Source organism: Methylophilus sp. OH31, from assembly GCF_000576615.1.
GTDB lineage: Bacteria > Pseudomonadota > Gammaproteobacteria > Burkholderiales > Methylophilaceae > Methylophilus.
Window position 1 is genome coordinate 331017 of sequence record NZ_BAUS01000004.1, and the last position, 24634, is coordinate 355650.

A 24634-nucleotide genomic window follows, 5' to 3' on the forward strand; every position below is an offset into this window, starting at 1 on the left:
TAAACGGATTTTTCATGCAAGACAATTTACTGTTACGTTACAGTCGGCACATTATGTTGCCGCAGGTTGAGTACGCTGGGCAGGAAAGGCTCACGCAAAGCCATGCGCTGATTATCGGCGCCGGAGGTTTGGGTGCGCCAGTTGCCATGTACCTGGCCGCTGCTGGCGTGGGGACCTTAACCATTTGCGATTTTGACCACGTGGATTTAACCAACCTGCAACGCCAAATTATTCACACGACAGCGGCAGTCGGGCAGAACAAAGCCCTGTCCGCACAGGCGACAATTACCAGCTTGAATCCCGAGGTCAAAGTGAATGTCGAGACAACGCGGCTTAATGATGACGCGCTTGCCGCGCGTGTTGTCGAAGCCGATGTAGTGATTGACTGCTCGGATAATTTTGTCACACGCTACTTGCTAAACCAGCTTTGCTTTACCCACAAAACACCACTCGTTTCGGGCGCGGCCATCCGTTTTGAGGGGCAGTTAAGCGTGTTTGATTTCCGGCATGACGAAAGCCCGTGTTACCACTGCCTGTATCCTGATGTGGGTGATGATCAGGCCTTGCGTTGTGCCGATAACGGGGTGTTTGCGCCGTTGGTCGGCATGATAGGCACCGCACAGGCGGCGGAGGCGATCAAGGTTTTGCTCAATATTGGCCAAACCATGCAGGGCCGATTACTGCTGCTGGATGCGCTGAGTGCCGAATGGCGCACGATACGCTTGAAAAAAGACCCGTCTTGCACGGTGTGCGCGCATTAGGGTTTTGGCAGTTGTGTGAGGTGTTTGGCGTTGAGGGCATTCACCAGTTCGTTAATCTCCCACTCGCAGCCGCCACAACCGCTGAGGGCACCCGAGTAGCGTGAAATGCCTTCAATATCTTTGCCTTGCGCGACCAGGTCAATAATCAGCCCGCGCGTCGTCCCGCTGCAACTGCACAGAACTTCTTTCGGGTTTTCTTCGTCAGCTTCAGGCATCTTGCTATCCTCTAAAACATCATTTTAACGGCAGATGCCGGGCCTGTGTCAGACTTTGGCTTGCTGCTGGGCTCAAAGCCCGTTAGCATCGATAAACATCCAATCAGGAGCTGCTGATGAATAAAGGCGTTCGTTTATCCGAAAAATGGTTTAACCGCGCATTGTGGGCCGTTGCTTTTATCTTCGCCTGGTTTTTAACCGGTCTGGGTAAAAATATTATCGGCGACCTGCCACGGGTAGAGACTGAGTACACCGCCGAGCATTTTGTTAATGACCGTGCCATGGAGCCTTTGCGCGCAGAGCTGAACGGCATTGTTCAGCAACGGCAACGATTGGCTGATCAACTGGAGCAAGCCGGTTTGCAGCTTACGATTAGACAAAAAGACTATCAGGCCGCGCGCAGTACTTTCGATAATTGGGTAGCCACGCGAGAAGTGACGCAGTTATCAGCGCAGGATGATGAGTTGGTCAGGCGCACACAGCAATTGGATGCGCTGAAAGTGCAGGAGCGCAATGCTGAGAAGTCGGTAGAGCATATTCAGCAGAAGCAAACAAACCTGTTTCAGCATGAGGCGCAACTGCAAACGCAGATCAATGCTATGGAAGAGGTGGCACGTAAAAAGTTCGACGAGGCTTACCAACACAAGGCGACGCGGGTATTTTTGTATCGGCTGTTGCTGACGTTGCCTTTGCTGGGGCTAGCTGCCTGGTTATTTGTGAAACAGCGCAAATCCCAGTACTGGCCTTTCGTATGGGGCTTTATTATCTTTGCACTGATGGCATTCTTCGTTGAACTGGTGCCGTATTTGCCAGATTATGGTGGTTATGTGCGCTATCTGGTCGGTATTTTGCTAACGGTTGTGGGTGGCAGGTATGCCATTGCTGCCCTGCAGCGTTATCTGGCACAGCAGCAGTTGGCAGAGTCGCAACCTGAATTTCAGCGTCGTGAAGAGTTGGGCTATGACACCGCACTAGAGCGTTTGGGCAAGAATATTTGCCCGGGTTGTGAGCGCCAGGTTGACCTGAAAAATGAGCACAACGACTTTTGTATGCACTGCGGTATTTGTTTGCACAATTACTGTGTGGGTTGTAATGCCAGAAAAAACGCCTTTGCCAAGTTTTGCCATAAGTGTGGCACCGTCGCCTGATGATAGGCGAGATGCCACATTGCAAAGTGTTCAGGTTTAAGTCTTAGCTGAGTTTATTTAATTGCGTTTGCAGTTTTTTTAAACTGGCGCTGAACTCTGCCAGGCGGGCTTTTTCCTGCTCGACCACAGCTGCTGGCGCGCGGGCGACAAAACTTTCGTTGCCCAGTTTGCTGTTGGCTTTGCTAATCTCGCCTTGCAAGCGCGTGATTTCTTTACCTAAACGTTCTTTTTCCGCGGTGACGTCAATTTCTACCTTGAGCATCAACTTGAAGTCACTTGCCAGCATGACTGGCGCATCGGCTTCTGGTAAGTCTGCAACGATATCAACGTTTTCCAGCTTGGCCAGCGATTTGAGGTAGGGTGCAAACGTGGCCAGTTGCTCTGCATCACCGGCGGCAATCAATGGCACCTTGGCAGCGGGTGAGATACTCATTTCGCCGCGCAAGCTGCGGCAAGCCTCAACCGCCGTTTTCAGTGTGGCCACCCAGGCTTCCGCCTGCTCATCAATTTTTTCCAGGTCCGCTTTCGGGTAAGCTTGCAGCATGATGCTGTCAGTGCCGCGTGACTTGTCTTTCAGCTCAGTCATCGGCGCGATGGTCTGCCAGATTTCTTCGGTAATAAACGGAATAATCGGGTGCGCCAGACGCAATATGGTTTCCAGCACGCGTAACAGCGTACGACGCGTTGCGCGTTGCTCGGCCTCGCTGCCGCCCTGGATTTGTACCTTGGCGATTTCCAGGTACCAGTCGCAATATTGGTCCCAGACAAACTCGTAAATGGCCTTGGCCGCCAGGTCGAAGCGATAGTCACTAAAGGCGCGTTCTACTTCAGCTTCAGTGCGTTGCAGCAGTGAGACGATCCAGCGATCTGCCTGGCTGAACTTGCGGCCACCATCTTCGCAACTTTCCACGCCAAAACCATTGTCCTGGCCTTCTGTGTTCATCAGCACAAAGCGGGTGGCGTTCCACAGTTTATTGCAGAAGTTGCGATAGCCTTCGCAGCGTTGCAGGTCAAATTTGATGTCGCGGCCAGGTGAGGCCAGGCTGGCAAAGGTAAAGCGAAGCGCATCCGTGCCGTAGGCTGCGATCCCTTCCGGGAATTCCTTACGTGTGCGCTTCTCGATTTTCTCGGCATCTTTTGGATTCATCAGGCCGGTGGTGCGCTTTTTCAGTAGCGATTCCAGGTCAATGCCATCAATCAAATCAATCGGATCCAGCACATTGCCTTTGGACTTGGACATCTTCTGGCCTTCGGCATCGCGGATCAGGCCGTGGACATAGACGTGCTTGAACGGAATTTTGCCGGTGATGTGCTTGGTCATCATGACCATACGCGCCACCCAGAAGAAAATAATATCGAAACCGGTCACCAGCACTGAGGATGGCAGGTATTGCTGCAAGGCCTGGTTCTGCGCGTCAAGGGCTTCGTCGCCGGTCCAGTCCAGAGTAGAGAAAGGCCAGAGGGCAGAGGAGTACCAGGTGTCCAGCACATCTGCGTCGCGTTTCAGGGCGCCTGTATAGCTATCTTTTGCCGCCAGCGATTGCGCTTCGGCTTCATCGTGCGCCACATAGGTTTTGCCGTCATCGCTATACCAGGCCGGGATTTGATGGCCCCACCATAGCTGGCGGGAGATACACCAGTCCTGGATATTATTCAGCCACTGGTTATAAGTGTTGACCCAGTTTTCCGGGTAAAACTTGATCTCACCGTTAGCCACTACTTCTAGCGCTTTTTCGGTGATGCTTTGACCATCGTCGCCTTTTTTGCTCATGGCCACAAACCACTGGTCAGTGAGCATGGGTTCAATGACCACGTTGGTGCGGTCACCACGTGGCACTTTCAATTTGTGTTTTTCAACTTTGATCAAAAAGCCACCGGCTTCGAGATCAGCAACCACTTGCTTGCGTGCAGCAAAACGCTCCAGCCCGATCAGGTTGGCGGGCAAGGCGATCGCGGTTTTGGCGCTACCATCGGCAGCATACACTTCGGCTGCTGCGGGTACAAAGCCTTGCAGGTTGAGGATAATGATTTTGTCCAAGCCCTGGCGCTGGCCCACCATATTGTCGTTAAAGTCATGCGCAGGCGTCACTTTCACCACGCCGGTGCCAAATTCTTTGTCTACATAGTCATCGGCAATCACCGGGATTTCACGATTGCACAATGGCAGGATGACATTTTTGCCTATCAGCTGGCTGTAGCGATCATCTTCCGGGTTTACCATTACGGCCACGTCACCCAGCATCGTTTCAGGGCGCGTTGTAGCGACAGTCAGTGCGCCTGAACCATCCGCCAGCGGATAGCTGATGTGCCACATGGCACCATCTTCTTCCTCTTGCACGACTTCGAGGTCAGACACGGCCGTGCCCAGTTTCACATCCCAGTTCACCAGGCGCTTGCCACGGTAAATCAGGCCTTCGTTATACAAGCGTACAAAGGTTTCGGTGACCACTTTGTTCAGGCCTGCATCCATGGTGAAGCGCTCACGGCTCCAGTCGGGCGAGGTGCCTAAGCGCCGCATTTGCTGAGTGATGGTGCCGCCAGAATACTCTTTCCATTCCCAGACTTTTTCCAGAAACTTCTCGCGGCCAAGATCATGGCGGCTGACACCCTGGGCATCGAGTTGGCGCTCGACCACGATTTGCGTGGCAATGCCCGCGTGGTCTGTGCCTGGTTGCCACAAGGTATTGTCACCGCGCATGCGGTGGTAGCGGGTCAAGGCATCCATAATGGTTTGGTTAAAGCCGTGGCCCATATGCAGGGTGCCAGTGACGTTAGGCGGCGGCAGCAAAATACAGAAGTTGTCTTGCACTTGCGGATTCATGCCAGCGGCATAAAGGCCTTTGCCTTCCCAAAAGGCATACCATTGGCTTTCAATGGTTTTTGGGTCAAAGGATTTTGCGAGTTCGCGAGGAGTATTGGCGTTTGGGTTAGAAGTATTCATGCGCGGGATTTTACCACAGGCGGGCAGGCCCGCAGCGCAGGTGTAGGCGCTAGTTTGCGTAAACTAAGCTGTCAGTGTCGGCTCGACGGCTTTCCAGTAACGGCTAAAACGCATCAGTTGATGGTCGCTCAATGAGGCATCTGTCAAACCAGGCTCTGCGCGCCACTCAATATTCAGTTCGCTAGCAGCCTGCTTAAGCGCTTGTTGTGGGGTATCCTGGGTGAGGATGCGCCCCTGCGCGCGCTGTGCCAATACTTGTCTGGTTTCTCCCAGCCACACCTCTGTCCCTGGCATTTCAGCCAAACAATCCGCCATGAATTGTAGCCGTTTGAGTGGCCAGTGCTGGTATAGCGATGCATCAAATACAAATACGGCAGGCAAATTTAATGCATGCAGTGCGTGCGATGGTGACAGCATTTCATCATGAATCCACACCAGGCTGGCGACGCCTTTCGGTTCGGGTTCAGGCGGGTTCAGGTGGTGTGTGACCGGTTTATCAGCGGCCACGGCATCCGTAAACAGTTGTTGATGCAGTTGCTCATAACTGCCTTCAAACGGGCAGGCGACACGGCATTGCTTGCACCAGGGCTCCCCACCAAATTTGATCAGATTTTCTTTGTTAAACAGATAGGGCTTGTTGCTGAAGCTGGAGGCAATCCATTGCCAGGACAGGTGGTTGGACGCGGTATCGCCATCCAGTAATTGGCTTTCAAACCAGTCTGCGACTTGTCGCCAGTCTATTTTTAGCCAATGGACGACATAGGCTGCAAACCACATGCGTGTATGGTTGTGTACATAACCATGTTGCTGCAATTGACGCACAATTCCATCCATGCACACCAGCCCGGTAAAGCCCTGTGGAATAAAGTCTGGCATGGGTTTCTCACCTAAAGCCACTTTTGGTGACTCCATGGGGTGCATGATCGCTGCGCCAAACCGGTACCATACCTGGCGGAAATAATCGCGATAGCTGAGTTCGGCGGTGAGTTTGTGCGCACGTTTGCCAAAGCGTGTATGAATATCTGTCACCGTTTCCGGTAGCGACAGGCAGCCATGGCGCAAGTAGGGCGAGAGCCCTGTCACCGCGCCGGTGAGCTGGTTGCGGCTACGCGCATAGCCTTCCGCATCCACGGCAGATAATTTCTGCAATGCAGCCGCGCGACCGCCTTGCCAGGCCTGGGACAAATCTGGCCCGGTGGCTTGCGGAAAACATTCGCTGATTTGCTGTAGGCGCTCAGCACGGTCTGCAGCGAGAGTGAGGAGAACAGGCGGGTTCATAACGCACCATTCTGACACAACTAGTGATACCATGAGTTGCAATTTCGTTGGAAGGGTGTGCGAATGACGACATTATGGGGGTGGTGTGGGCTCGGGCTCGTGCTGCTGTGCATGGAAATGCTGCTTGGAACCTTGTACCTTTTGTGGCTGGGGATCGCCGCGTTGGTCATGGCTATGTTGTGTGCGTTTTTTAGCGAGATGCCACTCGCCTTGCAAGCATTGAACTATGCCGTGTTGTCGGCGCTGGCGCTGGCCGTCATGCGCAAGCTGGAAAAACGTAAACCCGTCTTGCGTGTCGGGCAGGCACAAGGCGAGGAGATTGGCCGCGAAGGCATTGTGATTGTGGCGATTTCACCGCGGCAACCAGGCAAGATACGTTTTAGCCAGGGGGTGCTGGGCAGTCGCGAGTGGGTGGCTTATGCCAATATAGACATTGCCGAGCAGCAAGCGGCAAAAGTGGTTGCCGTTGAAGGCAATAGTTTACGTGTGGCGCCTTTGTAGCGCATCAATGTTTGAATGAAGATTTGGTTTGAATTAAGGGAGTTGTCATGACCGAAGTCAGTGTCATTGTGATCGTATTAGTGGTAATCGCCATCGTTAAAGGCGTGCGTATTGTGCCGCAGGGCGAGGAGTGGGTAGTTGAGCGCCTGGGCAAGTTTGCTGGCATTTTAACGCCAGGGTTACATGTGATTAACCCGATTTTGAGCACAGTCAGTTACAAAGTCACCACCAAAGACATTATTCTGGATGTGCCTGAGCAAGAGGTGATTACGCGCGATAATGCGGTGATTCTGGCCAATGCCGTGGCGTTTATCAAAGTCACTAATATCGAACGCGCCGTCTATGGCATTGAAAACTTCCGCGAAGCCATGCGCAATATGGTGCAAACCAGTTTGCGCTCGATTATTGGCGGCATGGATTTAAACCACGCGTTGACTTCGCGTGACCGCATCAAGGCCGAACTCAAGGAAGCCATTGCCGATGAAGCGCTGGATTGGGGCCTGACTGTGAAAAGCGTCGAGATTCAGGACATCAAACCTTCTGCCAATATGCAGGACGCCATGGAAAGACAAGCCGCTGCCGAGCGTGAGCGTGTGGCGGTGGTGACCGAGGCGGAAGGTGCCAAACAGTCGTTGATTCTGAACGCGGAAGCGCGTCTGGAAGCGGCGCGTAAAGATGCCGAGGCGCAAATGGTGGGTGCTAATGCCTCCGCTGAGGCGATTAAGATGATTGCTGAGGCGGTGAAAGAAAATAATGCTTCAGCGACCTTTCTATTGGGGGATCGCTACATTCAGTCCTTGCAAAAAATGGCTGACTCCAATAACAGTAAAATTGTGGTCATGCCAGGCGATGTCGTCAGCGCCGTGAAAAGCCTGGTAGGCGGCGGTAAATAGCGCTGCAACTAGTGATTTAAAAAATCTCCTTCGGTTGCGCTAGCGCTTATGCTGGCGCAACTGGCATATTTCCTGCATCTCACTGCTCAGAACCATAATTCTAATAAGGAGTAGCAGTGGCTATCCGCGTTGCTTTGCATCACCGCACCAGTTACAAGTTCGACCGCCTGGTCAATCTGTCTCCTCACGAAGTCCGCCTGAAGCCTGCCGCGCATGCACGCACGCCTGTGTTGTCGTATTCACTGAGCGTGAAGCCTGAAAAACACTTTATCAATTGGCAGCAAGACCCTTACGGTAATTACATCGCCCGGTTTGTATTCCCCGAAATGGTGCGCGAGCTCGACTTTACGGTCGATTTAGTGGCGGACATGACGGTGATCAATCCGTTTGATTTCTTTGTAGAGAAATATGCTGAACACTTTCCGTTCAATTACACCGAGCAACAGGCGTTTGAGTTAACCGCTTATTTGCAGGCTGAGCCGATGACGCCTTTGTTGCAAGGCTGGATGGCGCACATTCGCCAGCAGGTGGTGCAACCCGGGATTGGCATCGTGGATTTTCTGGTCGCGGTGAATCGGCGGTTGCAAGGCGATATTGGCTATACCGTGCGCATGGAGCCAGGCATTCAAACGCCCGAAGAAACCTTGCAAAAGCGCACGGGTTCTTGCCGCGATTCGGCCTGGTTACTGGTGCAGATTATGCGCAACCTTGGCCTGGCTGCACGTTTTGTGTCCGGTTACCTGATACAACTTAAAGCCGATGTTGAGGCGCTGGACGGGCCAAGTGGTACGGCAGTGGATTTTACCGACTTGCATGCCTGGACCGAGGTGTTTATTCCTGGCGCCGGTTGGGTCGGCTTGGACCCAACCTCTGGCCTGATGGCCGGTGAAGGGCATATTCCGCTGGCCTGCACCGCATTGCCTTCTTCTGCGGCGCCGGTGGTCGGGTTTACCGATGTCGCTGAAGTCACTTTTCACCACGAGATGTCGGTGACCCGCATTCATGAAGATCCGCGTGTGACCAAGCCGTATAGTGAAGCGGACTGGCAGGCCATTGTGAAGCTCGGCGAGCAGGTCGACAAACAGCTGACCAAAATGGATGTACGCTTGACGCATGGGGGTGAGCCGACCTTTGTGTCGATTGATGATATGGATGGCGCGCAGTGGAATACGCTGGCATTGGGCGAACACAAGCGGCAGTTGGCGGGTGAGCTGGCATCCCGGCTCAAGGCACATTTTGCCCCCAATGGCTTTCTGCATTACGGTCAGGGTAAATGGTATCCCGGTGAGCCTTTGCCGCGCTGGGCGATTAATATCTACTGGCGGCCAGATGGCAAGCCGGTCTGGCGCGATGTCAGCCTGTTTTCTGTTGAGTCAGAGAGTGATGGTTACACCGCCAAGCAGGCGCAGGCCTTTGTCTCGCATTTGGCCGATATCTTGGGTTTCCCGCGCGCCTGTGTGGTGCCTGCTTATGAGGATGTCTGGTCGTTGGCGCAGCAGGAGCAGCAGTTATCGCACAATGTGGATCCGCTCAAAGCTGATTTGACCGATGGCGCCGAACGCAAGCGATTGGCCAATGTGCTGAATCAAGGGTTGGGCAAGGTGGTCGGCTATGTGATGCCGTTAAAGCCAGTAGAATCAAAGGCGGCTGGTGAGTGGCTCACCAGTAAGTGGCCGCTGCGGCGTGAACATCTTTATTTATTGGCTGGCGACTCGCCGATGGGCTTGCGGTTGCCATTGTCTTCATTGCCCTGGCAGTTGCCGGCTGATATTGAGCCAGCATTTGTCCTGGATTCGTTTGCCGAACAAGCTGTGCTGGGCGATACCAATACGCCCAAAGTCAGGCTTAAACACAAGACCATCCAGCCCAAGGCGCGCGAGGTGATTCACACTGCCTTGTGCGTGCAAGTGCGGCAAGGGCGCCTATATGTCTTTATGCCGCCTGTGACGCGCCTGGAAGACTACCTCGATTTACTCAGTGCAATCGAGCAGACAGCTGCCGACCTCAAGCTTAAATTGTGGCTGGAAGGGTATACACCCCCACGTGATAGCCGCTTGAAATTACTCAGCGTGACGCCGGATCCTGGCGTCATTGAAGTGAATATCCACCCGGCTAAAAGCTGGACAGAACTGGTGGCGAATACCAGTACACTGTATGAAGCGGCGCGCGTGTGCAGGTTGGGCACAGAGAAGTTTATGCTGGACGGGCGCCATACAGGCACGGGTGGAGGTAATCATGTCACCTTGGGTGGCGAGACGGCAGCAGACAGTCCCATGCTGCGCCGCCCGGATGTACTGCGCAGTTTGATTACTTACTGGCAGAATCACCCGGCCTTGTCTTACCTGTTTTCAGGTACGTTTATTGGCCCCACCAGCCAGGCCCCCCGTGTCGATGAGGCGCGCGACGATAATTTGTATGAATTGGGCATTGCTTTCCAGCAGATGGAGAAAATGCTGACACCGGGTGAGGAGAGTCAGCAGCCCTGGCTGGTTGACCGTTTGCTGCGGCACTTGCTGGTTGATTTAACCGGCAATACGCACCGGGCCGAATTTTCTATCGACAAACTGTATTCGCCAGATGGGCCGACCGGGCGTTTGGGTCTGGTCGAGTTCAGGGCATTTGAAATGCCGCCGCACGCGCGCATGAGTTTGCTGCAAAGCTTGTTGTTACGCGCGCTGGTCGCCCGTTTCTGGAAAACACCTTATACCGGTAAATTGGTGCATTGGGGGACTGAGTTGCATGACCGCTGGATGCTGCCCAGTTTTGTGGCACAGGACATTGCTGATGTGGTGGCTGATTTGCGCGCGGCAGGCTACGCCTTTGAGCAGCGCTGGTTTGAGCCATTTATTGAGTTTCGTTTTCCACGCTATGGTACGGTTGCCTATCACGGTATTGAGCTGGAGTTACGGCAGGCCATAGAGCCTTGGAATGTGCTGGGCGAAGAAGTATCTGGCGGCGGCACGGCACGCTATGTGGACTCATCTGTGGAGCGCATGCAGTTGCGGGTGCGCGGCTTGACGGATGGTCGCCATGTGGTGACCTGTAACGGCCGCCCGCTGCCACTGCAATCGACAGGCAATGCCGGGGAATATGTCGCCGGCATCCGCTTCCGTGCCTGGAATCCTTGGTCCGCCTTGCACCCGACCATTCCGGTGCAGGCGCCGCTGGTATTCGACCTGGTAGACACCTGGAGTCAAAAGTCGCTGGGGGGATGTACTTACCATGTCTCGCATCCGGGCGGGCGCAATTACAGCACTTTCCCGGTCAATGCCAATGAAGCAGAGGCACGCCGGTTTGCCCGTTTCTGGGCGCATGGACATACGCCAGGCAAGATGGATGTGGTAAAAGAGCCACCCAATCCGCGTTTTCCATTCACCCTGGACCTGCGCTGGCAGGCCAATGGTTGAACATCCTGTTACACTGAGTGTCATCTAAATGTATATATCTTGTTAACTAATGGCTTTTGATCGCCCCCTTACTCAGCATGCAATCAGTGCTTAATCAGCTTTATTTTTCTGACCGCTACAACGAACTGTTGGATAGCAACGGCCAGGCGCGCCCACACTGGCAAGCGCTGTTGGCACAGCTTGAGTCCGAAGAGCCAACAGCAATGCGCAAACGCATTGAGGCGGTGCAAAGGCAGGTGCGGGATAACGTCTACGCCGATACGCATGGCGTACAACGTCCGTGGGACCTGGATGTGTTGCCGCTGATTATTCCGCAGGACGAATGGCAACACATTGCTGCTTCGGTGGCGCAGCGGGCTACTTTGCTTAACCAGGTATTGCTTGATGTTTATGGCGAGCAGCGCTTATTGGCCAGCGGTCAATTGCCACCAGCCTTGATTTACGGCCATAACGGCTTTTTGCCGTCATGTGTCGGCATACCGCATTACGATAATGTCGCCTTGCATCACTATGCGGTCGATCTTGCACGTGCGCCCAGCGGCCAATGGTGGGTGGTGTCTGACCGTACGCAAGGACCGACGGGTGCGGGCTATGCATTGGAAAACCGCACCATTATTTCAAGTGCTTTTCCAGAGTTGTTCCGTGACTTGAATATTGAGCGGCTGAGCGGCTTTTTTGCCAGCATGCGCGACAGTCTGGCGCACTGGGGACACCGGGTGGCTGATAATCAGGCACAGACTGTCCCTGGCATCACCGCGCTGGGGCAAGGGGAGCCGCCGTTGGTGGTTATTTTGACTCCGGGACCTTATAACGAGACTTATCATGAGCAGTCCTTCCTGGCTGGGTATCTGGGCTACCCACTGGTACAAGGCAGCGACCTCACCGTGCGCAATGGCATTGTCTGGCTAAAAACCATTGCCGGGCTGCGGCCGGTGCATGCCATCTTGCGCCGTATTGATGATGATTATTGTGATCCGCTGGAGTTGAATGCCGACTCATTGCTGGGCGTGGCTGGCCTGACGCAGGCCGCCCGTCTGGGTAATGTGCTGATCGCCAATGCGCTGGGCGCCAATTTGCTGCAATCTGGCGCTTTACTCGGCTTTTTACCCAATTTATGCCAGTCATTGTTAGGCGAGGCGCTACGTATGCCATCGGTGGGCACCTGGTGGTGTGGTGAGCCCGCCGCGCTAGAATATGTGATCCAGCATCTGGATGACCTGGTGATCAAACCAGCTTACCCGCAGGTGCGGTCTTCGCCCATTTTTGGCGAGGACTTAAATCCCAGCCAAAAAGAGTCGTTGATTGAGCGGCTACGGGCGCAGCCTGATCATTATATTGCCCAAGAGCAAGTGGATATTTCGCATGCGCCGGTACTCACCAGCCACCAGCATCAGCCGCAAATCGGTTCGCTCGCCGTGAGTCTGCGTGTATATGCGTTTGCCACACCGAATGGTTATGCGATTTTACCCGGCGGCTTGTCCCGGGTTGCCAGTGGCAAGGATGCGCGCGTGGTGACCATGCAGCGTGGCGGCACCAGCAAAGATACCTGGGTGTTGTCACATGATAGCCAGCCGCCATTCAGCCTGTTGCGCAAAACCAATTCCAGCCAGGACCTGGTGCGCGAAAATGCCTATCTCTCCAGCCGTATGGCGGAAAACCTGTTCTGGTATGGTCGCTATTCAGTGCGCAACCTGCAAAAAGCCATGATGTTACGCGCCACGATCCGGGCTTTGCTTGAGTACACGCCAGAAATGCGCGATGGCGAGTGGGTCACCATGCAGGGTTTGTGTCAGTGGTTTGATTTGCTGCCTTGTGCCGAGGACGAAGAAGACTTGGCCAACTGGCAGCCATGGGCAGACGATGATATTGAACCGCTATTGATCCAGTCCGTGTTTTCACAACAATCCAATAGCTTGGCCACCAGTGTGCAGCAATTATTCCAGCAGGCATTTAACCTGCGTGAGCGTATTTCGAATGACCACTGGCGTACCGTCAATGTGTTGTCGCGTTTATTTATTACCCGTCATCAGCACGCCACCCTGCAAGATGCCCTGTCTTACATAGAGCAGGCCATTAATCATTTTGTGACGCTCACCGGTTTTGCCATGGACTGGATGACGCGTGACCTCGGTTGGCGCTTTATGTCACTCGGGCGGCGTATTGAGCGCTTGCAATTTATGTGCGTCTTGCTCAGCCGCGCACTGGGCATGCCGCAGCACAGTAACCTGGAATGGTTGCTGCAAGTGACCAATAATCTGGTGACTTATCGTGCCCGTTACGCGGCACAGCCGGAGTGGTTGCCTGTGCTGGACCTGCTGTTGATGGACGACAATAACCCTAATTCTGTGGTGTTTCAGATTAAAGGCCTGGTGAAATACCTGGAAGAAATGGATGCACAAGATAACGCTGGCGGCATTGCTACCGAGCTCAATGATTGCTGGCAAGCCTTGCTGCAACTGGATCCGGATCAATGCTTTACGGTTGGGAATGCCGCACTGGCCGAGTGGCTTAACCGCACTTATGCCGTGACACTCACTTTGTCAGACCGGCTGAGTCTGCGTTTTTTCAGTTATGCCAGTCCGCTGGTGATCCCGCGTTATTAAGGACTGGCGATGCGCTATCAGGTGGAGCACCAAACCCTATACAGCTACGATATTCCTGTGATCCAGTCACAGCAGTTATTGCATATGATGCCGCGCCAGACGGATTTTCAGCAGTGTGTGTCTTATACGCTGGTCTGTGAGCCGGTACCGGCTGAGCAATCACGGCGCCTGGATTTTTTTGGTAATCATAATGATTACGTCACCTTATTGGTGCCACATGAGTCACTGGAGGTGACATCGCGATTTCAGGTCGATGTGCAGCCGCGGCCTATCCTGGCTGAGCTATCACAAAGCCCGGCTTGGGAAAGCGTGCATGACGCCCTGCAATTGCAGGCCACGCAACATTTAAGCGCCACGCCTTTTGTCTATGCCACGGCCAAGGTGCAAGTCAGCGAGGCGCTGGCCAGCTTTGCTCGCCAGTGTTTTACCCCGCAACGATCGTTGCTGGACGCCGCCATGGCGCTCACTCAGCATATCTATTCCGAGTTTGAGTTTGACCCGCAAGCGACAGATATCTCCACGCCCCTGGATGAAGTGCTCAAAGGTCGCCGTGGTGTTTGCCAGGATTTTGCCCACCTGATGATTGGTGCCTTGCGTTCGCTGGGCTTGGCATGTCGCTATGTGAGTGGCTATATCCTCACGCATCCGCCCGCAGGCCAACCGCGCTTGGTCGGGGCGGATGCGTCACATGCCTGGGTGTCTGTGTATTGCCCGGTATATGGCTGGGTGGACTTTGACCCGACCAATAACTGCCTGGTGCAGCAAGAGCATATTACCGTGGCCTGGGGCCGCGATTTCAGCGATGTATCACCCATGCGTGGCGTCGTACTGGGCGGTGGTCAGCAACATCTGACCGTGAATGTCACGGTGACGCCGCTAGAATACGCTACGGTTTAGCTTTACCCTCAGCACGATTTGCAGCGTTTTCAGCAGGTGGTTTGATGTGAGTCAATTCTGGAGGCATGCGCATCGTTTAATCTACCCCCTGTGAGGACGTAGATTCAGTAGTAAAGTCTACGATTGGCCCCGACTTGTCGGGGCATTTTTTTGCCTGCACATCATTAACCATAGCGTTTTTTATACTCATCTTTAAGCAATTGCCTGAATTCAGTCATGGTCATTGACAGCGCACCGCCCGGGTCATTTTTGCGCCAGCGGCCTATGCCTTTGGGGCCAGCCACTTCGTCATGGCCGAGTACATAGTCAAAGTCAAACACGCTGGGGTTGTTTGCCTTGGCCCATAGCAGAAATTCAATCAGCGTGGTTTCCTGCGCTTTGCTATAAGGCAAGTAAGCACCGGCCAGCATGTTGTCGGTGTTTTTATCAATCACGCGTACTTTTTTGGCATCGATGGGCTGTTTGTGGCCGGTATCCCAATAGGTGTAATACTTGCCGTTATGTACTTCGAGCCGCCCGGGATTAGTGATTTCAATACCCACCAGAAAGTTGGAGACGCCACTGCGTTTTTCACCGGCGATGGTCCAGGCGCTTTCGCCAGCATGATAACCCCATTGGTTGAGCGGATTAGCTTGCACCAGTTTGCCGTCGGTGCTGATGCAGCAAAAGAAATACGGGCTGCCCGAAATGGCACTCACTGCATTTTCAAGGCCTTTGGTGTATTGTCCGGCGGTGAAATGCACGATGGCGCCATAAGGATAGGATTTGGGGTATTCACCCTGTGCCGCGCGTTTAATGTCCGTGCGTACGACGGCTTCTGGATACCACAGTTTTCTTTCGCCGAGCGGATAGCGCTTTTTTTCAGAGGCCACTGCTTCCGGATGCAAACTGGGGCGGGGTGGTTCCGGCGGCCTGAACTCTTCGGGGACCGGTTCTTCCAGCAATTGTGACAGGATTTCAATCTGGCTGAGTGCCAGTGCATCCACTTTCGGGTCGGCAGACAGTCTGGCGATTTGCATGGCTGACCAGCGCAAGGTATACAGTTTTGCTTTGTCCATCGTGGGGCTCCTTTACGATTTGATACTTTGTCGATTGAAGTGCCGCCACCTGTGTTCATCCACGCTACTGTGGCGATCTCTGTATGGCATGAGCCGCCGGTGTGCTGGTGTCATGTACTTTTATATTAGCCACCCTTTGTTAAGTTGTGTTGATTTGACGGAATGTTGGCGACAAATAAACGCATATATGCTGAAAAGTGTGTGTTTAGCCGCAACTCAGTCGCGGTAAAATAGGGTTTTATTTGCACATGAGCATTGTCAGTGATTAAAGCGGCTATTTTTGACATGGACGGTCTGCTGATCGATTCCGAGCGCATTATTATGCAAGGCTGCATCCAGGCAGCGGCCACCATCGGCATCACCTATACCCAGGCCGAATATGTCGAGCTGGTGGGGCGGGTATGGTCGGATTCCACGCGGCTGATGACGCAACAGTTGGGCAGCGAAGCTAACTTCCAGCACGTGATGCAGGGCTTGAATGCGTTTCTAGCACTGCGCGATCATGCATTTCCGCTCAAACATGGCGCGCAGGCCTTGTTGCAGTATTACCAGTCACAAGGCATTGTCTGCAGTGTGGCATCCTCTTCGCCGATTCCGCATATCACTCATCGCTTGACGCACACCGGTGTACTGGATTATTTCAGCCATGTCACCAGCGGGCAGGAAGTCAAACGAGGTAAACCTCACCCGGATATTTACTTATTGGCGCTGGAAAAACTGGGATTGTCCGCAGAGGAATGTATTGCGTTTGAAGACAGCGAACTGGGTGCACAGGCAGCGATTGCCGCAGGTTTGCGCGTGGTAGTGGTGCCAGATCTGCGGCAGCCAAGCGAACTGGTAAGAGCGCATGCACATCAAGTCGTAGAAAGCCTGCAACACTGGCTGGAGCAACATGACAGCCTGGCCGGTTGTGTCTTAGCGCGGGCTGAGTAGCCAGGCCGTTTCTTCAGCCGGATACTGTCCTTTCAAGCCTTTTTCCAGCGTGATGCTGGCTAACTCTTTCAGCACATAATGTGCCTGATAGTGGGTGGCTACTTCTTCTTTGTGGACGCTAAAGGGCGGGCCAGGCACTAAGGACTGGTCATACTGGAAACTGACCAGCAATTGCGGAGCCGTTTGCGTGATGGCCATGAGGTATTGGCAGTATTGCTTGCGCATCTCGTCTGGCAAGGCAATCAGGGCCGCGCGGTCATAGACGGCATACACGGTGCCTAGCTGGCCTTGAGTGAGTGCGAAAAAGTCACCCTGAAATATTTCTATTTGTTTGGCACGATAGTGTCTGAGACCACCTGCTTGTGTGACTTTTGGTGTGAGTTTAAGCTCAGCAAATAATGCATCCACCGCTAATGCACTGAGCTCAACCCCCACAACTTGCATGCCTTGCGCCAATAACCAGTGAATATCCAGCGTTTTGCCGCATAAGGGGACAAACACACGTTGGCCGGGTTGCAAGTTTAATGCGTGAAAGTGCGCCAATAAAAACGGATTCACTTCACTTAAGTGAAAACCGATGTGCTGGTTTTGCCAGCGCTGATGCCAGAAGTCGTGATGCATAGGGTGTTCAGGTGATGGAATAGCACCCAGTATAAGGCATGACGCTGGCCAGCTTATTTGCCAGCCAGCTGGCTCAGTTTGGCTTGCGCTTCCAGCACGCCTTCTTCCACGCCGGCCGCTTCCGTGAGTTTGGCTACGTTGTCGCGCGTAAAAAAGCCATCAAATCCATCGTAGCGTTGCACATATTCAATAATCAGTGAGGAATGCTCCGAGGCATTGGAGAATATCTGTTTCAGCCCTTCTTCTTTCGAGCCGATCACATCCAGCAAAAAGCCTTTGCCCTGGCTGGCAATGGCATTGACGACAAAGTCGATATTTTCTTTGCCATCACGCGTGCCATCTTTCACCGATAAAGCAATGTGGTGCAAGCGCGGGCCATAGTTGCGCACAAAGGTTTCGGTCGGCGAGGGCAGTTTCTCCAGGTGATTCACAAAGTAGGGCGTGTTGTTGGCGGTGAACACTTTGGCCGGGCTCTTGGTTTCGGCAAAACCATGTACACTCTTGGTGACATTGGTTGAGGAGTTCTGGTCCCAGATATTGTAGGCGCCCCAGAAAAAATAGCTGGACCAGGACAGGTATTCCAGAATCGCCACTTCACGGTTCTGGCTATAGACGCGCGTGGCCAGGTGATCGACCGGCAAAATCAGGTCGTCTATACGCAGCTTGGCTTGCTGGTCTTTGGCTTGCTCATACGCGGCCTGCACATCGGTGCGTATGGTGCTAATGCCCAGTGAATACACACGCAGTTCGCCAGGATCACGTTTCATATAGCCAACGATATTATGCGTATACGGCGATGGCTTGCTGATCGCCACATTGCCAGGCAGCTCCAGTTTGCGTACCTCGTCTTGCGTGAAAAAGCGGAATTCGCGCTCTTCCTGCAATTTGACCACCTCATGCATATTGCTGACGCGGATAATCTCGCCCATATAGCGGCTATTGGGTTTGCGCGCACCCACCGGGTATATCTCATTCAGTGAACGGAAAATACCACGCAGGTTGGGGTCTTTGACCTCGCGTACCAGCAAGTCTGGCGAGTTGAGGTCTATACGCAACACATGCGTCCAGTGCTTTTCACTCTCCAGCGTGACCAGGTAGTGGTAGGAGGTCATCAGCGACAATTCAGCGATATATTGAATTGAATGATCCGGGTCCACCGTGATCATCAGCGCATCAATTTCCTGAATCATCTCCGTCAGGCCCATCTGATCGCGTTCTTCAAGCAGCTTCTGTAAATACTCCTCAAAGAAGGCTGAGTTTTGTTTGTCGCCGTGGCGGGCAAAGTCGAGTGAGTTAATCATGGTGCTTCAACATTAAATGTAAAACCATGTTTAAGCAAGGCGCGTTCCACTTGGCTTTGCCGGAGAAAACCAATTGCTATCAGTGAGTTGGCATGAAAGTGATGGGTACTTCGCAGCACACAAAATGCAACAGGGCAGCCATGGCTGCCCTGTTTTAGTGCTTTCTTGCTGTCTGAATGGTCAACGGCTTTTACCACTTAATGAGCCGCGCTTGAGGATAGGGTCATCATATGAAATACAGCGACCCATGCCGAGAAAACTCGGACGCATACCAAGCGGACAGCCGTTGCTACGCTCAAATTCTTCCACTTTGACTTTGGCCACCGCGGCCTTTTTGGCGTCTTTAAACTCCCAATAGCCGTTGGAGTGTAGGACTACCTCGTCGCCTTCTGGCGTTTTGGCTTGAATATCGTCGTCGGCAGATTGGCTGGCAAAACTGTAAGAGGAAGCAAAGCATATGGCAATTAAAAGCCAGCGCGCAGTGTGTGACATAAAGGCGTCCTTGGATAAAGTAAATTAAAAAGCCAAGTCTGGCGAGACCTGGCTTGAGGTTGCGTTAGTGGCTCATGCCGTTATGTCTGAGCAAGGCATCCATGCTGGGTTCGCGGCCTCTAAAGGCAACAAACGATTCCATGGCCGGGCGGGCACCGCCTTGCGCTAGCACTTCATTCTTAAAGCGGCTACCCGCTGTTTCAGACAGCACGCCCAATTCTTCAAACAGGCTATAGGCATCGGCGGATAATACTTCTGCCCATTTGTAGCTGTAATAGCCCGCGGCATAACCACCGGCAAAAATATGGCTAAAGCTGTTCGGGAAACGGTTCCATGCTGGTGGGCGTAATACCGCCACTTCGGTACGTACCTGCTCGAGCACATCCAGAGCCGTCTGCTTGCCAGCGGGGTCAAACGTACTGTGCAGGCGCATATCAAATAATGAAAACTCAATTTGACGCACGGTTTGCATGCCGGCCTGGAAGTTTTTGGCTGCGACCATTTTGTCGAACAGGGCGCGTGGTAATTGCTCGCCAGTTTCCACGTGGGCGGTCATGTGGCGCAACACGTCCCATTCCCAGCAGAAGTTTTCCATAAACTGGCTCGGCAGTTCGACAGCATCCCATTCCACGCCCTTGATGCCAGACACGCTGTATTCATCGACTTGTGTCAGCATGTGGTGCAGGCCGTGACCAAACTCATGGAACAGCGTAATCACTTCGTCATGCGTAAACAGCGCCGGTTTGTCACCGACCGGGGCGGAGAAATTACAGGTCAGGTAAGCGACTGGCAGCTCAATGCCGTTGGCAGTTTTGCGGCGCGTGATGCATTCGTCCATCCAGGCACCTCCGCGCTTGCCCTGGCGCGCGTACAAGTCGATATAAAAGTAGGCAATCGGCTGGCGTTGCTGGTCGCTGATCTCGTAAAAGCCGGCATCTTTATGCCACAGCGGCGCATCGGTTTTACGCACTTGTACGCCAAAAATGGTTTCCACCACTTTAAACAGTCCCGCCAGCACTTTGTCTTCGGGGAAGTATTGTTTGACCTCCTGGTCGGAGAAGGCGTATTTCTCTTCGCGCAGTTTTTCGCTGATAAACGCCACATCCCAGGCTTGCATATCGCTAAAACCGAGTTTTTCTGCATAGGCTTTTAGTTCGGCCATGTCTTTCTCGGCATATGGTTTAGCGCGTTTGGCCAGCGTATCCAAAAAGTCGATCACTTGTGCTGGTGTATCCGCCATTTTGGTCGCCAGTGACAGCTCGGCATAATTATTAAAGCCCAGCAGTTGTGCTTCTTCCCGTTTGAGTTTGAGCAGATCGGCAATCAGGTGGGTGTTATCCCACTCGGGCTTGCTGAATTCTGAGGCACGGGTGGCATAGGCGCGATATAGTATTTCGCGCAGTGCGCGGTTTTCGCAATATTGCATCACCGGCATATAGGACGGGAAATGCAGGCTAAACAGATAGCCTGTTTTGCCTTCGGCCTTGGCGGCTTCAGCCGCCGCTTGCAGGGCATCTTCCGGCAAACCGCCGAGTTCGTCCGCAGTTGCGACTAGATGTTTGAAATCATTGGTGTTATCGAGAATGTTCTCTTCAAACTTGCTACCCAATTTAGACAATTGCTCGGCAATGGCTTTAAAGCGGACTTTTTCTGCCGCTGCCAATTCCGCGCCGCCCAGTTTGAAGCCGCGTACTTCATTGTCGATGATCTTTTGCTGCGCGCGGCTGAGTTTCGCATAGCCTGCACTGGCCTGAATGGCTTTATATTTGTTATACAGGCGCTCATCTTGTGACAGGTCGCTATAAAAATCAGTCAGTTTGGCCAGGTTGTCATTGTAAGCCTCACGCAGCTCTGGCGTATTGACCACGGCGTTCATATGGCCGACCGGTCCCCAGCTACGCGATAGTTTTTCCGAATAGTTTTCAATCGGTTGCACAAAGTTTTGCCAGTCAGGGGTGTCCGTTGCTGTGGCTAATTGCTCAACCAGGGTGCGGCCTTCAGCCAGCAGGCTGTCAATCGCCGGCGACACATGCTCGGGGCGGATGTCATCGAATTTTGGCAGGCCGTTAAAAACGAGTAATGGATTAGTGCTCACAACGTATCCTTTGAGGGTTGCAATATCTGATAGAGACCTATTATTGGCCAAATGTTCGCGTTTGGGTGATTGTATATATTGATGATGGTGATGAGTTTACTAAATGCAAGAGGCTGCGCGCCTCTTGCTAAAGCAACTCACCGTTATATTTTTTAATCAGCGGTACGATTTTTTCCAGGTCATTGAATGACAGGATTTTCTTGGCCTGCTTGGCCAGGATATTTTCTTCACTCTGCAGGATTTGCGATTTCACGCTCAGAATATGTGCCGGGTGCATGGAGAGCTGGCGCATGCCCATACCGACCAGTAAACGCGTCAGTTTGATATCGCCCGCCATCTCCCCGCAGACCGAGACCGATTTGCCATATTTTGCCGCGGCCTGAATCGTGATCTGCATCAGGCGCAGCACCGCCGGATGCAAGGGGTTGTACAAATGCGCCACGGCATCATCGGCGCGGTCAATCGCCAGCGTATATTGAATCAGGTCATTGGTGCCGATGGACAGAAAATCCAGTTCTTGCGCGAAGGCGTCAGCATTAATGGCGGCGGCAGGGATTTCTATCATGCCACCCAGCTGAATCTGTTCGTCAAAAGGAATTTTTTGCTGACGTAGTGACTCTTTGGCACGTTCCAGCAAGAGTTTGGTTTGCCGCAGTTCGGCCAGTGTCGACAGCATGGGAATCAGGATTTTGACCTGACCATAATGCGAGGCGCGTAGCAAGGCGCGGAACTGGCTGTGGAAAATATGCGGTTCTGCCAGGCAATAACGCACAGCGCGCAAACCCAGTGCCGGGTTGGTCGCAGTCACCACTTCATCCGGGTTCAGTTGCTTGTCTGCACCGATGTCCAGCGTGCGGATGGTCACCGGATGGCCTTTCATGGCCTCGGCTACATGTTTGTAGGCCTCAAACTGCTCCTGCTCGCCGGGCATTTCTGCACGGTTCATAAACAGAAACTCGGTCCGGTACAAGCCGACGCCCACGGCACCGGAGGCCTTGGCGCTAATCACGTCTTCCGGCACTTCAATATTGGCCAGCAAATCAATCGCGATACCATCCACCGTCACCGCTTTGGTGGTTTTGATCAGTTGCAGCTTTTGTTGCGCCAGTTGCCACTGGTTTTGTTTGAGTTGATACTCGGACAGGACTTCCGGATCCGGATTGACGATGACCACGCCTGCCGCGCCATCGACAATCATGAGCTCGCCGTCGTTGATTAAATCGCGGGCACGTTGCAGCGCCACAATGGACGGAATATTCAGGCTGCGTGCCAGAATGGCGGTATGTGAGGTGACGCCGCCGACATCGGTGATAAAGGCCGCAAACTGGTGATGTTTAAACTGGATCGCATCCGCTGGTGAAACATCATGCGCCACCAGGATCATGGCGCGCTCTTGCCTGGCTTGCAGTTTTTTTTCGCTGGCCGCCAGTTGGTCGCGGCCCAGCAATACCTTGATCACGCGCTCAACAACTTGCACCACATCCTGTTTGCGCTCACGCAGGTAGGCGTCTTCAATGGCATCAAACTGGGCAACAATATCGTCCATTTGCTGCTTGAGCGCCCACTCGGCATTGCATAATTCATTGCGGATAATTGTCTTTGGTGCCTCGGAGAGCGACTTGTCCGATAGCATGGCCAAATGGGTGTTGATAAATGCACTCAGTTCGGCAGGTGCACTTTTGGGAAGCTGGGATTTGAGTTGTTCAAGATCCTGCTTGACCAGGTCAATGGCGCGTTCAAAACGGGCGATTTCTTCGGCAACACCATCAGCCTCAATTTTAAAGTGCACCACTTCCAGCAGGGCATGGGAAATCAGGTGGGCATGGCCAATGGCAATGCCACTGGAAACACCCACGCCGTGCATGCTGAAACTGGTCAATTATTCGCCCTCACCAAAGTAGTCGTTCACCAGGGTCTGCAGGGCAGCAATCGCTTGCGCTTCATCTGCCCCCGTGGCTTCGATATCGATGATACTGCCTTTGGCGGCAGCCAGCATCATGACCCCCATAATGCTTTTGGCGTTGACGCGACGGCCATTTTTTTCTACCCAGACTTCGCTTTTGAACTGGCTGGCAGTTTGGGTGAATTTGGTAGAGGCGCGTGCGTGCAGGCCGAGTTTGTTAATGATTTCGAGAGAAAGTTTGACCATAGGGTGTGAAGGTTATTGTGCGTGGTGACAAGTGGTTTTGGTAAAGTGGACAACGCCATCGCGGCCGCCGCTCAGCGCTTTCTGGATACAGGAGTGCAGGCCTTCATGGCGGTAATTCAATACACGTACCAGCATGGGCAGGTTAACGCCGGCCACGCCTTCGATTTCATCAGGCGTCAGCAAGCGGGTGACGATATTGCATGGTGTCGCACCATAAATATCTGACAACACCAGCACGCCCTGGCCGCTATCAAGTTGCTTCACCAGCACCTGTGCTTTGGGCAGTACGCTGGCGGGGTCATCATGCTTGGAAATTTCCAGGAAATCCAGCTGTGCCGGGCGATTACCCATCACATGGGTTGCGCAGTCGATCAGGCTTGGGCCCAGGCTGCCATGCGCAATAATCAATACACCAATCATAATTTTGCTCTCAGACTCCGTAGTTTAAGGGGTAACCGTGGCATGGGCATCTTGTAATTCACGATGACGTATCATGACTTGATGCTGTTGCTTGAAATATGCCCCCAGTTGTTCCACCAGATAGACGGAACGGTGTTGCCCCCCTGTGCAGCCAATGCCGATGGTGACATAGCTGCGATGGTCGTGATAAAAGCTTGGTAGCCATTTTTCTATATAGTGCTGAATGTCACGCTGCATTTCAAGCACCATGGCTTCGTTTTGCAAAAATTGCTGAATTGGGGCCTGCTTGCCATTGTAAGGACGCAAAATCGGGTCGTAATGCGGGTTGGGCAGGCTGCGCACATCAAATACAAAGTCAGCATCCAGCGGGATGCCATGTTTAAAGCCGAATGAAATAAACGATAACACCAGTGAGTGCGGCCGCGCTTCCTGGTAACTTTGCTCAATTTGCAACATCCAGTCGCGCGTATGGTGGCGCAAGGCATTGGCCGACAAATTACTGGTGTCTACATGGTGGCCGAGGTTATTCAGGCCAGAGAGCAGGTCTCGTTCGTGGTTAATACTTTCAGACAGTGCCTGATCTGGGGTGCTCAGCGGGTGTTTGCGCCGGGTTTCGGAAAAGCGTTTAACCAGAGTTTCCAGGCTCGCATCCAGAAACAGCAGGTGCACGGCAATGCCCTGGGTTTTCAGGGTCTGCAAAATATCCGGCAACGACTCAATGGCAATGCTGCGACTATCAATACTGACAGCGACTTTTGCCGCATCGCGGTCAGCGACGTGGTTTTGAATATGAGGCAATAAGGTGGCAGGCAGGTTATCAATACAGTAATAACCGCTGTCTTCAAACACACGCAAAGCGATGGTTTTACCCGAGCCGGATAACCCTGTGACAATCACTAGTTGCATACGTGTGACCCACTT

At 53.2% G+C, this 24634-nt stretch carries 20 protein-coding genes; 8 read left to right on the plus strand and 12 right to left on the minus strand.

Annotated features, from left to right (window positions below; genetic code table 11):
- Positions 1-14: 14 nt before the first annotated feature.
- Complete coding sequence (locus OH31_RS08110; RefSeq protein ID WP_024930334.1) at positions 15-761, plus strand: molybdopterin-synthase adenylyltransferase MoeB; 747 nt, start codon at positions 15-17, stop codon at positions 759-761.
- Here the strand turns inward: OH31_RS08110 and OH31_RS08115 are convergent.
- Entirely contained in the window at positions 758-976 is a 219-nt protein-coding gene (locus OH31_RS08115) for a (2Fe-2S)-binding protein (RefSeq protein WP_024930335.1), read from the minus strand. The two genes, OH31_RS08110 and OH31_RS08115, sit on opposite strands and share 4 nt — an antisense overlap.
- A 116-nt stretch (positions 977-1092) precedes the next feature.
- Between OH31_RS08115 and OH31_RS08120 the strand changes: the two genes are divergently transcribed.
- On the plus strand, positions 1093-2124 hold the full coding sequence (locus OH31_RS08120; RefSeq protein ID WP_024930336.1) for a zinc ribbon domain-containing protein: 1032 nt from the start codon (positions 1093-1095) through the stop codon (positions 2122-2124).
- Between the two features lie 43 nt (positions 2125-2167).
- On the opposite strand, the gene OH31_RS08125 is transcribed toward OH31_RS08120, so the two are convergent.
- Together OH31_RS08125 and OH31_RS08130 are read right to left on the minus strand one after the other, a co-directional pair.
- The gene (locus OH31_RS08125; protein WP_024930337.1) at positions 2168-5065 is read right to left on the minus strand and encodes a valine--tRNA ligase; all 2898 of its coding nucleotides are present in this window, start codon (positions 5063-5065) and stop codon (positions 2168-2170) included.
- A 63-nt stretch (positions 5066-5128) separates the two neighbouring features.
- On the minus strand, positions 5129-6343 hold the full coding sequence (locus OH31_RS08130) for an FAD-binding domain-containing protein (RefSeq protein WP_024930338.1): 1215 nt from the start codon (positions 6341-6343) through the stop codon (positions 5129-5131).
- Positions 6344-6406: 63 nt separating this feature from the next.
- On the opposite strand from OH31_RS08130, the gene OH31_RS08135 reads away from it, so the two are divergent.
- The 5 genes from OH31_RS08135 to OH31_RS08155 all read left to right on the plus strand — a co-directional run bounded on the left by OH31_RS08135 (position 6407) and on the right by OH31_RS08155 (position 14644).
- Positions 6407-6844 (plus strand): NfeD family protein, encoded by a 438-nt coding sequence (locus OH31_RS08135; RefSeq protein ID WP_024930339.1) that lies wholly within the window; start codon positions 6407-6409, stop codon positions 6842-6844.
- Positions 6845-6891: 47 nt separating this feature from the next.
- The gene (locus OH31_RS08140) at positions 6892-7737 is read left to right on the plus strand and encodes an SPFH domain-containing protein (protein WP_024930340.1); all 846 of its coding nucleotides are present in this window, start codon (positions 6892-6894) and stop codon (positions 7735-7737) included.
- Between the two features lie 116 nt (positions 7738-7853).
- Positions 7854-11144 carry a DUF2126 domain-containing protein gene (locus tag OH31_RS08145; RefSeq protein ID WP_024930341.1) on the plus strand — a complete coding sequence of 1097 codons (3291 nt, stop codon included), beginning with the start codon at positions 7854-7856 and terminating at the stop codon, positions 11142-11144.
- Between the two features lie 77 nt (positions 11145-11221).
- The gene (locus tag OH31_RS08150) at positions 11222-13747 is read left to right on the plus strand and encodes a circularly permuted type 2 ATP-grasp protein (RefSeq protein WP_024930342.1); all 2526 of its coding nucleotides are present in this window, start codon (positions 11222-11224) and stop codon (positions 13745-13747) included.
- Positions 13748-13756: 9 nt separating this feature from the next.
- Entirely contained in the window at positions 13757-14644 is an 888-nt protein-coding gene (locus OH31_RS08155; RefSeq protein ID WP_024930343.1) for a transglutaminase family protein, read from the plus strand.
- 164 nt (positions 14645-14808) lie between these two features.
- Here OH31_RS08155 and OH31_RS08160 read toward each other — a convergent pair whose 3' ends face one another.
- A complete protein-coding gene (locus OH31_RS08160; RefSeq protein ID WP_024930344.1) occupies positions 14809-15702 on the minus strand; it encodes an N-acetylmuramoyl-L-alanine amidase in 894 nt (297 codons plus the stop codon).
- Positions 15703-15963: 261 nt separating this feature from the next.
- Between OH31_RS08160 and OH31_RS08165 the strand changes: the two genes are divergently transcribed.
- Positions 15964-16635: an HAD family phosphatase gene (locus tag OH31_RS08165; protein ID WP_024930345.1), complete on the plus strand. Its 672-nt coding sequence runs from the start codon at positions 15964-15966 to the stop codon at positions 16633-16635.
- On the opposite strand, the gene tmpT is transcribed toward OH31_RS08165, so the two are convergent.
- The 8 genes from tmpT to rapZ form a co-directional block, all read right to left on the minus strand.
- Complete coding sequence (gene tmpT / locus OH31_RS08170; RefSeq protein ID WP_024930346.1) at positions 16618-17256, minus strand: thiopurine S-methyltransferase; 639 nt, start codon at positions 17254-17256, stop codon at positions 16618-16620. The two genes, OH31_RS08165 and tmpT, sit on opposite strands and share 18 nt — an antisense overlap.
- A 53-nt stretch (positions 17257-17309) precedes the next feature.
- Positions 17310-18557, minus strand: coding sequence for a hypothetical protein (locus OH31_RS08175; RefSeq protein ID WP_019881007.1), 1248 nt, complete (start codon positions 18555-18557; stop codon positions 17310-17312).
- 180 nt (positions 18558-18737) lie between these two features.
- The gene (locus OH31_RS08180; protein ID WP_019881010.1) at positions 18738-19049 is read right to left on the minus strand and encodes a hypothetical protein; all 312 of its coding nucleotides are present in this window, start codon (positions 19047-19049) and stop codon (positions 18738-18740) included.
- A gap of 64 nt (positions 19050-19113) precedes the next feature.
- Positions 19114-21144, minus strand: a complete 2031-nt coding sequence (locus OH31_RS08185; protein WP_024930347.1) for a M3 family metallopeptidase — start codon at positions 21142-21144, stop codon at positions 19114-19116.
- A 127-nt stretch (positions 21145-21271) separates the two neighbouring features.
- Positions 21272-23023: a phosphoenolpyruvate--protein phosphotransferase gene (gene ptsP, locus OH31_RS08190; protein ID WP_024930348.1), complete on the minus strand. Its 1752-nt coding sequence runs from the start codon at positions 23021-23023 to the stop codon at positions 21272-21274.
- Positions 23024-23293, minus strand: coding sequence for an HPr family phosphocarrier protein (locus OH31_RS08195; protein ID WP_019881014.1), 270 nt, complete (start codon positions 23291-23293; stop codon positions 23024-23026).
- A gap of 12 nt (positions 23294-23305) precedes the next feature.
- Complete coding sequence (locus tag OH31_RS08200) at positions 23306-23713, minus strand: PTS sugar transporter subunit IIA (RefSeq protein ID WP_019881015.1); 408 nt, start codon at positions 23711-23713, stop codon at positions 23306-23308.
- Positions 23714-23737: 24 nt separating this feature from the next.
- Positions 23738-24619 carry an RNase adapter RapZ gene (gene rapZ / locus OH31_RS08205; protein WP_024930349.1) on the minus strand — a complete coding sequence of 294 codons (882 nt, stop codon included), beginning with the start codon at positions 24617-24619 and terminating at the stop codon, positions 23738-23740.
- Positions 24620-24634: the final 15 nt, after the last annotated feature.